Raw genomic sequence first — 13,877 nt, 5'->3', positions numbered from 1 at the left:
CCGTGGCCACGACACCCGCACCACCCACGGCACCGCCCAAGCCCACCTGGGACCCCCGCAGGCCGGAACTGCCGTTCCCCTGGTTGCGCCCGACCATCCGCATAAGGCTCACGCTGCTGTACGGCGGCATGTTCCTGATCGCCGGCATCCTGCTGCTGTCGATCATCTACCTGTTCGCGGCGCACGCCCTCAACGTGGGCAGCGAACTGCCGTTCAAGATCCTGCAGGGCCAGGTGGCCAGCGACACCTGCAACCTCCCGCAGCAGACCTCGGCGAGCGTACTCAACGACGCCCTGGACGCCTGCGTGAACGAGCAGCGCCAGCACGCCCTGGACAACCTGCTCAGCCAGTCGCTGCTGGCCCTGCTCGGCCTCGCCGTGATCGCCTTCGCCTTCGGGTACGCCATGGCCGGCCGTGTGCTCTCGCCGCTCGGCCGGATCACCCGCACCGCGCGCGCGGTGGCCGGCTCGGACCTGTCCCGCCGTATCGAGCTGGACGGCCCGGACGACGAGCTGAAGGAGCTCGCGGACACCTTCGACGACATGCTGGAGCGGCTGCAGCGCGCGTTCATGGCCCAGCAGCGGTTCGTCGGCAACGCCTCGCACGAGCTGCGCACCCCGCTCGCCATCAACCGCACGCTGCTCGAGGTACACCTGTCCGACCCCGGGGCACCCGCCGAACTGCAGCAGCTCGGCAAGACGCTGCTCGCCACCAACGAGCGCAGCGAACAGCTCGTGGAGGGCCTGTTGCTGCTCGCCCGCAGCGACAACCAGATCGTCGAGCGCAAGCCGGTCGACATCGCCGAGGTGGCCTCCCAGGCCATCGACCAGGTGCACGCCGAGGCGGAGGCCAAGGGCGTCGAGATCCGCGGCGAGCGCGCCCCCGTGGTCGTCCAGGGCAACGGCGTCCTGCTGGAGCGGATCGCCCTGAACCTCGTGCAGAACGCGGTGCGCTACAACATTCCGGAGAGCGGCTGGGTCGAGGTGACCACCCAGGCCCAGCACGGCCAGGCGGTACTCGTCGTCTCCAACACCGGCCCGGTGGTCCCCGCGTACGAGATCGACAACCTCTTCGAGCCCTTCACGCGGCTGCGCACGGAGCGCACGGGCAGCGACAAGGGCGTGGGCCTCGGCCTGTCCATCGCCAGGTCCGTCGCACGCGCCCACGGCGGCCACATCAGCGCACAGCCGCGCGAAGGGGGTGGGCTTGTGATGCGTGTCACCCTGCCGCTGTGACAGATGCCGGAGATCCCGCCCGACGTTCGCTTTGCGCGGAATTTTCGGGCACGGGTCCTGGTTTGGTCATGTGTGATCGATCACAAGGACATTTTTCCAGCCACCTACTCTCCGTGATGCTGTGAGTGCCCACAAAGCCGGAATATCCGGGTTTTCCGGTGCCTTGATCACGGGTAGTACGCGGTGAGATGCCTTTGAACTGTGCCACCGGGACCGTGTACGGTCCGCTTCGCCATCCAAGCCGATCACTCTTGAGGAGTCCGGTTGGGTGTCGATTGAGTAACAGACCTTGATGTGAGGCAAAATCTCCGCCTCGAGGCGGGCACAAGTCCGGCCTCTCACGCGTTACGTGCGCTGGAGACACCGCAGACACCCAGAGGGGGAGAGCGAAATGGCAACGGATTACGACACCCCACGCAAGACCGACGACGACGTCGACTCCGACAGCCTTGAAGAGCTGAAGGCCCGGCGGAACGACAAGTCCGCTTCCGCAGTAGACGTCGACGAGTTCGAGGCCGCCGAGGGCCTGGAGCTGCCGGGCGCCGACCTCTCCAACGAGGAGTTGGCCGTCCGGGTGCTCCCGAAGCAGCAGGACGAGTTCACCTGCATGAGCTGCTTCCTGGTGCACCACCGCAGCCAGCTGGCCCGGGAGAAGAACGGGCAGCCGATCTGCCGCGACTGCGACTGAGGCAGGGTCGGCCGTGACCGGCTCGACCCCTCCTTGGAAGCGCCGCTTCTCGCACAGGGGAGCGGAGCAGGAGCCCCACGAGGGCTCCCACGGCGCACGTGACGACGAGCGGGGCTCTTCCGGTGAGGGAACAGCCTCGCTCGAACCGCACGCCCCAGCGGCCCCCGTGGGGCCCCTGGTGCCGGCCGATGCTCCGGCACCTGCCGCACGACGCCGTGCGGTCGCCGTCCGCGAGGGAGTCCGTACAGGAGTCCGGGAGGGCGTCCGCAAGGGCGGCAGTGCGGCAAGAGCGGCTCTGGCGTATCTCGCCGACCGGATCATCGACATGGCCCCGCGCATCCCGGTACGGGACCTCGAGACACTGCGCAGGCAGTTCCCCGGCCTCGGGCCCGAGGAGATCGCCGACAAACTCGTCGCGGGAGCGGCAGGGGCGACGGCCACGGTCGGGGCCGGAGTGGGCGCCGCGGCGATGCTGCCGGTGCCGCCTGCCATGCCGACCGAGCTGGCCGCGGAGATCACCGGCGTCGCGGCGATCGAGCTGAAGCTGATCGCCGAACTGCACGAGGTGTACGGGCTGCGGCCGCCGGGCACCCTCGCTCAGCGCAGCACCCTGTATCTGAGGTCCTGGGCCGGCGAACGCGGGATCGACATGACCAACCCCGCCACGATCGACGCCGCCCTCGGCGGGCGCATGAAGCGGGAACTGCGGCAGCGGATCATGAAACGGATGGTGCGGGACCTGCCGAACCTGATGCCGTTCATGGTGGGAGCCGCGGTGGGCGCGGTCATGAACCGCCGCGACACCCGGAGGGTCGCGCAGCGGGTCCGCAAGGATTTGCGCAGGATGCAGGTGCCGTGGGAGGCGCTGCCGGAACTGCCGCCGCTGGAGAAGCCGCCGGGTCCCTCGCCGATCGAGGGCTGAGCGCCTCCTAGACCGTGCCCCGGCTCTCCGCCCGGGCCGCCTTGATCGCCGCCGCCAGCTTCTCCGGTTCCCTGGTCGACAGGTACAGGTACGGCGTCGGGTCGGCCGGATCAGTGACCTCCACCTTCAGCGCCGTCGGGATGTACGCGCGCAGCAGCATGAAAGCCCTCGTGTCCGCCTTGTACGTGCGCCAGGCGCGGGCCTCCTCCTGGTCCAGAACCTCCGCCTCGCCGAGCGCCGACACCGGGATCTTCGCCTCGCCCGCGATCAGCGCATCGCCGACCACACGGATACGGGGCGAGCCGTAGGAACTGGCCACGACCGCCGAGGCCGCGGTGCCGCCGACCAGTCCGCCGAGCAGCGGCAGCGTGCCGAACGGCAGCAGCACCAGGGCCATGGCGACACCGACCAGGAGGCACATCAGCCACCACGTGCGGGGCGCGGTCAGGCGTTCTTCGTACGGCGACGCGGAGAGCTGCATGGAGCCAAGCTTGGCACGGTGTCCGCGGCACGTTCACGCGCGGGTAAGGTCTGCGCCTGTGAGTGGTACTTCCTCCGGTCTGACGCCCCCCGCCGACGCGGTCGCGCCCGTACGGCACCCCGACGCCCCGGCGCCGGGCGAGCCGCTCGGCGCGCACTACGGGCAGTGCTTCGGGTGCGGGGGAGAGCAGCCGCACGGGCTGCGTCTCGAGGCGAGGGCCGGTGACGGGGTGTCCGTCACCGCCGAGTTCACCGTCCGGCCCGCCCACCAGGGCGCGCCCGGCCTCGCCCACGGCGGGGTCCTCGCCACCGCCCTCGACGAGACCCTGGGCTCCCTGAACTGGCTCCTGCGCACCATCGCGGTCACAGGACGGCTGGAGACAGACTTCGTACGGCCCGTGCCCGTGGGTACCGTGCTGTATCTGGAGGCCGAAGTGACGGCGGTGGCCGGGCGGAAGATCTACTCGAGGGCGACCGGGCGGATCGGCGGCCCCGAGGGGCCCGTCGCCGTCCGTGCCGAGGCCCTGTTCATCGAGGTGAAGGTGGACCACTTCACCGAGCACGGCCGCCCCCAGGAGATCCGGGCGGCCATGGACGACCCGGACCAGCTCCGGCGCGTACGAGCCTTCGAGGTGAACCCGTGAGCCGCGAACCTGTGAACGTGCTGATCCGGCGTGTTGACCCGGAGGTACCGCTTCCGGCGTACGAGCACCCCGGTGACGCGGGAGCCGATCTGCGCACCACCGTCGCCTGCGAACTCGCGCCCGGTGAACGGGCCGTTCTGCCCACCGGCGTGTCTGTGGCGCTGCCCGAGGGGTACGCGGCCTTCGTGCATCCGCGGTCCGGTCTCGCCGCACGCTGCGGTGTCGCCCTCGTCAATGCCCCGGGGACGGTGGATGCCGGGTACCGTGGGGAGATCAAGGTGATCGTGGTGAATCTCGACCCGCGCGAGTCCGTGCGGTTCGAGCGCTTCGACCGGATTGCCCAACTGGTCGTCCAGCAGGTCGAGAGGGTCCGCTTCCAGGAGGTCGCGGAGCTTCCCGACTCCGCGCGGGCCGAGGGGGGCTTCGGGTCCACCGGCGGTCATGCCGCCGTGGGCGGCACAACGGGTGGGAATCGATACGCTTCGGTCGTATCCGACCGGGAAGGACAGTGACGTGTTCGGACGTCGCAAGAAGAAGGGTGCCGCCGAGGACGCGGCCGGCGAGGCCGAGCAGGTCGTCGACGGTGTCGACACTGAGGCGGACGACGAGGTCGAGCGCGAGCGCGTGAGGCTGGAGCCCGAGCCCCGGCCCGACGGGCCCTGGGACGTGTCCGAGGTCCGGGAGCCCGGCGAGGGCCGGGTGGACCTGGGCGGGCTGTTCGTGCCCGGCGTCGAGGGCATGGAGCTGCGGGTCGAGGTCGCGGGCGACGCGATCGTCGCGGCGACCGTCGTGCTGCGCGACAGCGCCATCCAGCTCCAGGCGTTCGCCGCGCCCAAGCGCGAGGGCATCTGGGGCGAGGTGCGCGAGGAGATCGCCGGCGGCATCACCCAGCAGGGTGGCATCGTCGACGAGGTCGAGGGGCCGCTGGGCTGGGAGCTGCGCGCGCAGGTGCCGGTACAGCTGCCGGACGGCACGAGCGGGTTCCAGGTCGTGCGGTTCGTCGGCGTGGACGGTCCCCGCTGGTTCCTGCGCGGCGTGATCTCCGGGCAGGGCGCCGTGCAGCCGCAGGCCGCCGGCCTGCTCGAGCAGATCTTCCGCGACACGGTGGTGGTCCGCGGCGAGGGCCCCATGGCACCGCGCGACCCGATCGTCCTGAAGCTGCCGAACGACGCCCAGATGGTGCCCGAGGGCGTCCAGCAGGAGGAGGGCTCCCGCTTCTCCGGCGGTATGGGCCAGCTGCAGCGCGGCCCGGAGATCACCGAGGTCCGCTAGCAGCCGGGCACTGCCGCCGGGCAGGCACACCACGGGGCCGCATCCCTCGCCGAGGGGCGCGGCCCCACAGTCGTTTTCCCCATGTCGGACACGGGTCCGACGGGCGTATCAGGGTTGCGTCAAAGATGCCCCGCCCGCCGTTCCATGCCCCATATGACGTGATTATTGGCCGTAAGGTCGACGCAGCGTGCGCAGCTGCGGCGGGAAGACACCGGAAGACAATGGGGCCATGGGACGCGGCAAGCTTCGGATCTACCTCGGTGCGGCACCGGGCGTCGGCAAGACCTACGCCATGCTGTCCGAGGCACACCGGCGCGTCGAGCGGGGCACGGACTGCGTGGTCGGCTTCGTGGAGCACCACGGCCGGTCCCGGACCGAGGTGATGCTGCACGGACTGGAGCAGGTCCCGCGCAGGGAGCTGGCGTACCGCGGAAGCTCCTTCACCGAGATGGACGTGGACGCCGTGCTGCGCCGCGCCCCCGCCGTCGCCCTGGTGGACGAACTCGCCCACACCAATGTCCCCGGCTCCCGCAACGCCAAGCGCTGGCAGGACGTCGAGGACCTCCTGGCCGCCGGGATCGACGTCGTCTCCACCGTCAACATCCAGCACCTGGAGTCCCTCGGCGACGTGGTGGAGTCGATAACGGGCATACGGCAGCGCGAGACCGTCCCCGACGAGGTCGTGCGCCGCGCCGACCAGATAGAGCTCGTCGACATGTCTCCGCAGGCACTGCGCCGGCGCATGGCGCACGGCAACATCTATCAGCCCGACAAGATCGACGCCGCCCTGTCGAACTACTTCCGGCCCGGAAACCTGACCGCGCTGCGCGAGCTGGCCCTGCTGTGGGTGGCGGACCGGGTCGACGAATACCTGAACGAGTACCGCAGCCGGCACCAGGTGTCGGCGATCTGGGGCTCCCGCGAGCGGATCGTCGTCGGGCTCACCGGTGGCCCCGAGGGACGGACCCTGATCCGGCGCGCCGCCCGCCTCGCGGAGAAGGGCGCCGGCGGTGAGGTGATGGCCGTCTACATCGCCCGCAGCGACGGGCTCACCTCCGCCTCGCCCAAGGAACTCGCCGTCCAGCGCACCCTCGTCGAGGACCTGGGCGGCACCTTCCACCACGTGGTGGGCGACGACATCCCCGCGGCGCTGCTCGACTTCGCCCGCGGGGTGAACGCCACCCAGATCGTCCTCGGCTCCTCGCGCCGCAAGGCCTGGCAGTACGTCTTCGGACCCGGCGTCGGTGCCACGGTCGCCCGCGAGTCCGGGCCCGACCTCGACGTGCACATCGTCACCCACGAGGAGGTCGCCAAGGGCCGCGGTCTGCCGGTGGCCCGGGGGGCACGCCTCGGCCGTACGCGCATCCTCGCCGGCTGGCTGGTCGGCGTCCTCGGTCCGGTTGTCCTGGCGCTGCTGCTGAACACCGTCGACCTGGGCCTCGCCAACGACATGCTGCTGTTCCTGGCGCTGACCGTGGCGGCGGCGCTGCTCGGCGGGCTGCTGCCGGCGCTCGCCTCGGCTGCCTTCGGCTCCTTGCTGCTGAACTACTACTACACGCCTCCGCTGCACCGGCTGACGATCGCCGACCCCCGGAACATCGTCGCCATCGCGATCTTCGTCGCGGTCGCGGTGTCGGTGGCCTCGGTGGTGGACCTGGCCGCCCGGCGCACCCACCAGGCGGCCAGGCTGCGCGCCGAGTCCGAGATCCTCTCTTTCCTCGCGGGCAGCGTGCTGCGCGGCGAGTCCAGCCTGGAGGCGCTGCTGGAGCGGGTGCGGGAGACCTTCGGCATGGAGTCCGCCGCACTGCTGGAGCGGGAGAGCGACGTCGCGCCCTGGACCTGCGCGGGCAGCGTCGGCCCCGGCACCCCGGTCGGGCGGCCGGAGGACGCGGACGTGGACGTGCCCGCCGGGGAGCACATGGCGCTCGCGCTGTCCGGGCGCGTCCTGCCCGCCTCCGACCGCCGGGTGCTGGCAGCCTTCGCCGCGCAGGCCGCGGTGGTCCTGGACCGGCAGCGTCTGCAGAAGGAGGCCGAACAGGCCCGCACCCTCGCCGAGGGCAACCGCATCCGTACCGCCCTGCTGGCCGCCGTCAGCCATGACCTGCGCACCCCGCTCGCGGGCATCAAGGCATCGGTGACCTCCCTCAGGTCGGACGACGTGGAGTGGTCCGACGAGGACCGCGCGGAGCTGCTGGCGGCGATCGAGGAGGGCGCCGACCGGCTCGACCACCTGGTCGGCAACCTGCTCGACATGTCCCGCCTCCAGACCGGCACCGTCACCCCGCTGATCCGGGAGATCGACGTCGACGAGGTGGTCCCGATGGCGCTCGGCGGCGTGCCGGAGGACAGCGTGGAACTCGACGTCCCCGAGACGTTGCCGATGGTCGCCGTGGACGCCGGGCTGCTGGAGCGCACGGTGGCGAACCTCGTCGAGAACGCGGTCAAGTACAGCCCCCTCGGCTCGTCCGTCCTGATCGCCGCAAGCGCCCTCGCCGACCGGGTGGAGGTGCGCGTCGTCGACCGCGGCCCGGGCGTCCCCGACGAGGCGAAGGAACGCATCTTCGAGCCCTTCCAGCGCTACGGCGACGCCCCGCGCGGCGCCGGCGTCGGCCTCGGCCTCGCGGTCGCCCGTGGCTTCGCCGAGGCCATGGGCGGCACCCTGAACGCGGAGGACACTCCCGGCGGAGGGCTCACGATGGTCCTCACCCTGCGGGCCGTGAACGGCGCCCACCACCCCGTACGAGTCGCCGAACCGGAAAGGCAGACCACATGACCCGGGTGCTCGTGGTCGATGACGAGCCGCAGATCGTGCGCGCCCTCGTGATCAACCTGAAGGCGCGCAAGTACGACGTCGACGCGGCCACCGACGGCGCGACCGCGCTCCGGCTCGCCGCCGCCCGCCACCCCGACGTCGTGGTGCTGGACCTCGGGCTGCCCGACCTGGACGGCGTCGAGGTGATCAAGGGGCTGCGCGGCTGGACCCGGGTGCCGATCATCGTGCTGTCCGCCCGCCACTCCTCCGACGAGAAGGTCGAGGCGCTGGACGCGGGCGCCGACGACTACGTCACCAAGCCGTTCGGCATGGACGAGCTGCTGGCCCGCCTGCGCGCCGCGGTCCGCCGCGCGGAGCCGAACGGAGGCGGCGAGGACGACGTGATCGTGGAGACCGAGGGCTTCACGGTCGACCTGGCCGCGAAGAAGGTCAACCGGTCCGGGAAGGACGTACGCCTCACACCCACGGAGTGGCACCTGCTGGAGGTGCTGGTCCGCAACACCGGCCGCCTGGTCGGCCAGAAACAGCTGTTGCAGGAGGTGTGGGGGCCGTCGTACGGGACGGAGACGAACTACCTGCGCGTGTACATGGCCCAGCTGCGGCGGAAGCTGGAGACGGACCCGTCGCATCCCCAGCACTTCATAACGGAGCCTGGGATGGGGTACCGGTTCGAGAAGTGAGGCCGGAAGCCCGGCCGGGGCAGTGAGGGGCCGTGCCGCCGGTACATCCGTGTCGGCGCCCCCCGGTACGCTTTCTGTATGAGCGCTGTTCCTCGTTCCGAAAAGCCGGTGGGTCGCCTCCGGCGCATGCTGGACCGGCTCTCCTCGTCGCAGGAGGACCTGGAGTCCGAGGAACTACGGGAGGACGCCGAGACCGCGGGCTGTACGCGGATCGGCGACTGCCACGACCGACAGATCGTCACGGTTACTGGTACCTTGCGCACGGTCACGCTGCGCCCGCGGGCCGGTGTCCCGGCCCTGGAGGCCGAGCTGTTCGACGGTTCGGCCGCGCTGGACGTGGTGTGGCTCGGCAGGCGCTCGATCGTCGGGATAGAGCCGGGACGCAAGCTGATCGCGTCGGGCCGGATCTCGATGAGCCGGGGCCGCAGAGTGCTGTTCAACCCCAAGTACGAACTCAGACCGCTCGGACGGGAGTAGCCGGTGACGTCACTCGAGAAGCCGACCGAAGACGCCCAGCAGGATTCGCGGGCGGTGACCGAGGCCGCGCTCTTCGAGGCGTTCGGCGGGGTCCGCGGCATGGTCGAGACCGTGGTGCCCGGCCTGTTCTTCGTCACGATCTTCACCATCAACAAGAACCTGCACTGGTCGGCGATCGTCGCGCTCGCGGTGTCCCTGCTGCTGGTGGTGGTCCGCCTCGCCATGCGGGACACCGTGAAGCACGCGTTCAGCGGTGTCTTCGGCGTGGCGTTCGGCGTGGTCTTCGCGATGATGACCGGCAACGCGAAGGACTTCTACCTGCCGGGCATGCTCTACACGCTGGGCCTCGGCCTCGCGTACATCATCACCACGCTCGCCGGGGTGCCGCTGATCGGCCTGATCCTCGGCCCGGTCTTCAAGGAGAACCTCTCCTGGCGTACGCGCAACCCGGGCCGTAAGAAGGCCTACGCCAAGGCCAGCTGGGCCTGGGGGCTGATCCTGCTCGGCAAGTGCGCGATCCTGTTCCCCCTGTACTGGTGGGCGAACACCGCCCAGCTGGGCTGGGTCCTGATCGCGCTGAAGATCCCGCCGTTCCTGCTCGCCGTGTGGCTGACGTGGGTGTTCCTGGCGAAAGCGCCCGCGCCGATCGACGTGTTCGCGGAGATGGAGGCCGAAGAGGCTGCCGCCAAGAGCGAAGGGGCCGGGCGGCACCGTCGGGAGGCTTAGTCCCCCGGTGGCGGGGTGGCCGTCGGGGGCTGTCGCCCGCAGGCGCCCCGCTTCGGCCTGGGGGCTGTCGCCCGCAGGCCCCTGCTTCGGTCTGAACGGCTCGTCCTCGATCTCCTCCGAGCTCTTCGAGCAGGGGGCGCCCCGGCCGGGCCGGCGGTCGCCGGCCTCGGCTGCCGGGTGGCCCCACTCAAGGGGGCCGCTACCCAAGGGTGCTCCGCTGAAGGGTGTGGTGCGCCCGGAGATGCCAGGCGCACCCGAAGCCCGCAGCCTCGCGGCCTAGCCCGCCGCGTCCTCCCTGCGCACCGACAGCAGTTCCTCCAGCTGACCCTCGCGTGCCTGGGCCGCCACGAAGAGCAGTTCGTCGCCCGCCTCCAGGGAGTCCTCCCGGGACGGGGTCAGGACCCGGGTGCCGCGGATGATCGTCACCAGGGACGTGTCCTCGGGCCACTGCACATCGCCCACCTGCGTACCCGCCAGGGCCGACTCGGGCGGCAGGGTCAGCTCGACCAGGTTCGCGTCGCCGTGGCTGAAGCGGAGCAGACGGACCAGGTCGCCGACGCTCACCGCCTCCTCCACCAGCGCCGACATCAGGCGCGGGGTGGACACGGCCACGTCCACGCCCCACGCCTCGTTGAACAGCCACTCGTTCTTCGGGTTGTTGACCCGGGCGACGACGCGCGGGACGCCGTACTCCGTCTTCGCCAGCAGCGACACGACCAGGTTCACCTTGTCGTCGCCCGTCGCGGCGATGACCACGTTGCAGCGCTGGAGCGCCGCCTCGTCCAGGGATGTGATCTCACAGGCGTCGGCCAGCAGCCACTCCGCCTGCGGGACGCGCTCGACCGAGATCGCGGTCGGCGCCTTGTCGATGAGAAGGACCTCGTGGCCGTTCTCCAGCAGTTCGCCCGCGATCGAGCGACCGACCGCGCCGGCACCGGCAATGGCGACCCTCATCAGTGACCGCTCTCCTCTTCAGGGCCCTCGGCGAACGCCGTCTCGACCTTCTCGACGTCGTCCGTCCGCATCATCACGTGCACGAGGTCGCCCTCCTGCAGCACCGTCTGCGAGGTGGGCAGCATCGCCTCGCCCAGCCGGGTGAGGAACGCGACCCGGACGCCGGTCTCCTCCTGCAGCTTGCTGATCTTGTGGCCGACCCACTTCGCCGACGCGTGCACCTCGGCGAGCTGGACCCCGCCGGTGGGGTCGCGCCACAGCGGCTCCGCACCGGACGGCAGCAGACGCCGCAGCATCTGGTCCGCCGTCCAGCGGACCGTGGCCACGGTCGGGATGCCGAGCCGTTGGTAGACCTCGGCGCGGCGGGGGTCGTAGATCCGGGCCGCGACGTTCTCGATGCCGAACATCTCGCGGGCGACCCGCGCCGCGATGATGTTCGAGTTGTCGCCGCTCGAGACGGCGGCGAAGGCACCGGCCTCCTCGATGCCCGCCTCGCGCAGGGTGTCCTGGTCGAAGCCGACGCCGGTGACACGACGGCCGCCGAACCCGGAGCCCAGTCGTCGGAAGGCGGTGGGGTCCTGGTCGATCACTGCGACCGTGTGCCCCTGTTGCTCCAGGGTCTGGGCCAGAGCGGAACCCACTCTTCCGCAGCCCATGATGACGATGTGCACGACCGTCCTTCCGATGTCAATGGTTTATGACTCAGTCCAACCAGGTTCTCAGACCGCCGCCCAAGCTACACACGCGCGGTCCGTACAGGGGACCCCCGTGCACCATGCCGCGCCCGTCGTACGGGCAACCTCCCGGGCGGCAGCCGAAGGGGTTTTGTCATAGAGTCATGCCGAACCCCTCACCTGCGGAATCCGCAGCGCGCCCCCTCACGCATTTCACTCGTGAGGCAGATCTCCTCCCGCGGGTGGAGGGGCGCCCGAACGACCCCTTACGATCCTCTGTTGTGTCCAAACTGACCGACGTGCCCAAACGGATCCTGATCGGGCGCGCACTGCGCAGCGACCGGCTGGGGGAAACGCTCCTGCCGAAGCGCATCGCACTCCCCGTCTTCGCCTCCGACCCGCTCTCCTCCGTCGCGTACGCGCCCGGAGAAGTTCTGCTGGTCCTCTCCATCGCGGGCGTGTCGGCCTACCACTTCAGCCCCTGGATCGCCGTCGCCGTCGTCGTGCTCATGTTCACGGTGGTCGCCTCCTACCGGCAGAACGTGCACGCGTACCCCAGCGGCGGCGGCGACTACGAGGTGGCCACCACCAACCTCGGTCCCAAGGCCGGCCTCACCGTCGCCAGCGCCCTGCTCGTCGACTACGTCCTCACGGTCGCCGTGTCGATCTCGTCCGGCATCGAGAACCTGGGCTCGGCGATCCCGTTCGTCGTCGAGCACAAGGTGTTCTGCGCGGTCGCCGTGGTCGTGCTGCTCACACTGATGAACCTGCGCGGCGTCAAGGAGTCCGGCACGCTGTTCGCGATCCCGACCTACGTCTTCGTCGCGGGCGTCTTCATCATGATCGCGTGGGGTGCCTTCCGCGGGCTGGTCCTCGACGACACCATGCGGGCGCCCACGGCCGCGTACCAGATCAAGGCCGAGCACCAGGGCATAGCGGGCTTCGCGCTCGTCTTCCTCCTCCTGCGCGCCTTCTCCTCCGGCTGCGCCGCCCTCACCGGTGTGGAGGCGATCTCCAACGGCGTCCCGGCCTTCCGCAAGCCCAAGTCGAAGAACGCGGCGACCACGCTCGCGATGATGGGCCTGCTCGCCGTCACCATGTTCTGCGGCATCATCGTCCTCGCCATGACGACCAAGGTCCGCATGGCCGAGCACCCGGCCACCGACCTGCTCCACAACGGCAACCCGCTCGGCTCCGGATACGTCCAGAACCCGGTGATCTCGCAGGTCGCCGAGGCCGTCTTCGGCAAGGGCAGCTTCCTGTTCGTCGTCCTTGCGGCCGCCACCGCGCTGGTGCTGTTCCTCGCCGCGAACACCGCCTACAACGGCTTCCCGCTGCTCGGCTCGATCCTCGCCCAGGACCGCTACCTGCCGCGCCAGCTGCACACCCGCGGCGACCGCCTGGCCTTCTCCAACGGCATCGTGCTGCTGGCCGGCGCGGCGACACTGCTGATCTTCATCTACGGCGCCGACTCGACCCGGCTGATCCAGCTCTACATCGTGGGCGTGTTCGTCTCCTTCACGCTCAGCCAGACCGGCATGGTCAAGCACTGGAACCGGCACCTGGCCGTGGAGAAGGACCAGGCCAAGCGCCGCCACATGATCCGTTCGCGCGCCATCAACGCCTTCGGCGCCTTCTTCACCGGTCTGGTGCTGGTCGTCGTCCTGGTCACGAAGTTCACGCACGGCGCCTGGGTCGCCCTGCTCGGCATGTGCATCTTCTTCGCGACGATGACCGCGATCCGTCGCCACTACGACGGTGTGGCCGAGGAACTCGCCGCGCCCGAGGGCCCCAGCGACGACAGTGTGCGCCCCTCCCGGGTCCACTCGGTGGTCCTGATCTCCAAGATCCACCGACCCACGCTGCGCGCCCTCGCCTACGCCAAACTGCTGCGCTCCGACAGCCTGGAGGCACTCAGCGTCAACGTCGACCCGGCGGAGACGAAGGCGCTGAGGGAGGAGTGGGAGCGGCGCGGCATCGACGTGCCGCTGAAGGTCCTCGACTCGCCGTACCGGGAGATCACCCGCCCCGTGATCGAGTACGTCAAGGGCCTGCGCCGCGAGTCCCCGCGCGACGCCGTCTCGGTGATCATCCCCGAGTACGTGGTGGGCCACTGGTACGAGCATCTGCTGCACAACCAGAGCGCACTGCGGCTCAAGGGCCGGCTGCTGTTCACGCCGGGCGTCATGGTGACCTCGGTGCCGTACCAGCTGGCGTCCTCGGAGGCGGCCAAGCGGCGCGCCCGCAAGCGGCAGGAGTGGAACGCGCCGGGTGCGGTGCGGCGCGGACCGGCGCAGGAGCGGACGCGGGAGTCGTCGGCCTCTCAGGCGTCGCAGAGCTGAGGCCCGCCCC

General features: G+C 70.4%; 14 protein-coding genes. 11 read left to right on the top strand and 3 right to left on the bottom strand.

Features of this window, described 5'->3' with window-relative positions; genetic code table 11:
• Positions 1-2 precede the first annotated feature (2 nt).
• From SY2F82_RS09310 to SY2F82_RS09300, 3 genes are all read left to right on the top strand, one after another.
• A complete protein-coding gene (locus SY2F82_RS09310) occupies positions 3-1,235 on the top strand; it encodes a cell wall metabolism sensor histidine kinase WalK (protein WP_200418648.1) in 1,233 nt (410 codons plus the stop codon).
• A 391-nt stretch (positions 1,236-1,626) separates the two neighbouring features.
• Entirely contained in the window at positions 1,627-1,923 is a 297-nt protein-coding gene (locus SY2F82_RS09305) for a DUF4193 domain-containing protein (RefSeq protein ID WP_003993510.1), read from the top strand.
• 13 nt (positions 1,924-1,936) lie between these two features.
• Positions 1,937-2,845 (top strand): hypothetical protein, encoded by a 909-nt coding sequence (locus SY2F82_RS09300; RefSeq protein WP_200418480.1) that lies wholly within the window; start codon positions 1,937-1,939, stop codon positions 2,843-2,845.
• A gap of 7 nt (positions 2,846-2,852) precedes the next feature.
• Here SY2F82_RS09300 and SY2F82_RS09295 read toward each other — a convergent pair whose 3' ends face one another.
• On the bottom strand, positions 2,853-3,326 hold the full coding sequence (locus SY2F82_RS09295; RefSeq protein ID WP_200418479.1) for a DUF3093 domain-containing protein: 474 nt from the start codon (positions 3,324-3,326) through the stop codon (positions 2,853-2,855).
• A gap of 58 nt (positions 3,327-3,384) precedes the next feature.
• Here SY2F82_RS09295 and SY2F82_RS09290 point away from each other — a divergent pair, with 58 nt between their 5' ends.
• From SY2F82_RS09290 to SY2F82_RS09260, 7 genes are all read left to right on the top strand, one after another.
• A complete protein-coding gene (locus tag SY2F82_RS09290; RefSeq protein WP_200418478.1) occupies positions 3,385-3,969 on the top strand; it encodes a PaaI family thioesterase in 585 nt (194 codons plus the stop codon).
• The gene (dut, locus tag SY2F82_RS09285; RefSeq protein WP_200418477.1) at positions 3,966-4,481 is read left to right on the top strand and encodes a dUTP diphosphatase; all 516 of its coding nucleotides are present in this window, start codon (positions 3,966-3,968) and stop codon (positions 4,479-4,481) included. The genes SY2F82_RS09290 and dut overlap by 4 nt, the downstream gene beginning before the upstream one ends.
• Position 4,482: 1 nt before the next feature.
• Entirely contained in the window at positions 4,483-5,241 is a 759-nt protein-coding gene (locus tag SY2F82_RS09280; RefSeq protein WP_103839165.1) for a DUF3710 domain-containing protein, read from the top strand.
• Between the two features lie 229 nt (positions 5,242-5,470).
• Positions 5,471-8,014, top strand: coding sequence for a sensor histidine kinase KdpD (locus tag SY2F82_RS09275; RefSeq protein WP_200418476.1), 2,544 nt, complete (start codon positions 5,471-5,473; stop codon positions 8,012-8,014).
• Positions 8,011-8,694: a response regulator gene (locus SY2F82_RS09270; protein ID WP_200418475.1), complete on the top strand. Its 684-nt coding sequence runs from the start codon at positions 8,011-8,013 to the stop codon at positions 8,692-8,694. Before SY2F82_RS09275 ends, SY2F82_RS09270 begins: the two co-directional genes overlap by 4 nt.
• Positions 8,695-8,772: 78 nt before the next feature.
• On the top strand, positions 8,773-9,171 hold the full coding sequence (locus SY2F82_RS09265; protein WP_200418474.1) for an OB-fold nucleic acid binding domain-containing protein: 399 nt from the start codon (positions 8,773-8,775) through the stop codon (positions 9,169-9,171).
• A 3-nt stretch (positions 9,172-9,174) separates the two neighbouring features.
• Complete coding sequence (locus SY2F82_RS09260; protein WP_200418473.1) at positions 9,175-9,897, top strand: DUF3159 domain-containing protein; 723 nt, start codon at positions 9,175-9,177, stop codon at positions 9,895-9,897.
• A 276-nt stretch (positions 9,898-10,173) separates the two neighbouring features.
• On the opposite strand, the gene SY2F82_RS09255 is transcribed toward SY2F82_RS09260, so the two are convergent.
• Complete coding sequence (locus SY2F82_RS09255) at positions 10,174-10,851, bottom strand: TrkA family potassium uptake protein (protein ID WP_200418472.1); 678 nt, start codon at positions 10,849-10,851, stop codon at positions 10,174-10,176.
• The gene (locus SY2F82_RS09250; protein ID WP_200418471.1) at positions 10,851-11,522 is read right to left on the bottom strand and encodes a TrkA family potassium uptake protein; all 672 of its coding nucleotides are present in this window, start codon (positions 11,520-11,522) and stop codon (positions 10,851-10,853) included. The genes SY2F82_RS09255 and SY2F82_RS09250 overlap by 1 nt, the downstream gene beginning before the upstream one ends.
• A gap of 284 nt (positions 11,523-11,806) precedes the next feature.
• Between SY2F82_RS09250 and SY2F82_RS09245 the strand changes: the two genes are divergently transcribed.
• The gene (locus SY2F82_RS09245; protein WP_200418470.1) at positions 11,807-13,867 is read left to right on the top strand and encodes an APC family permease; all 2,061 of its coding nucleotides are present in this window, start codon (positions 11,807-11,809) and stop codon (positions 13,865-13,867) included.
• Positions 13,868-13,877: the final 10 nt, after the last annotated feature.

The sequence above is a fragment of the Streptomyces sp. Y2F8-2 genome (assembly GCF_014905555.1).
Classification (GTDB): Bacteria; Actinomycetota; Actinomycetes; order Streptomycetales; family Streptomycetaceae; genus Streptomyces; species Streptomyces cynarae.
Note: the sequence above shows the minus strand (reverse complement) of the source record. Positions and strands in the feature narration are given on the sequence as shown.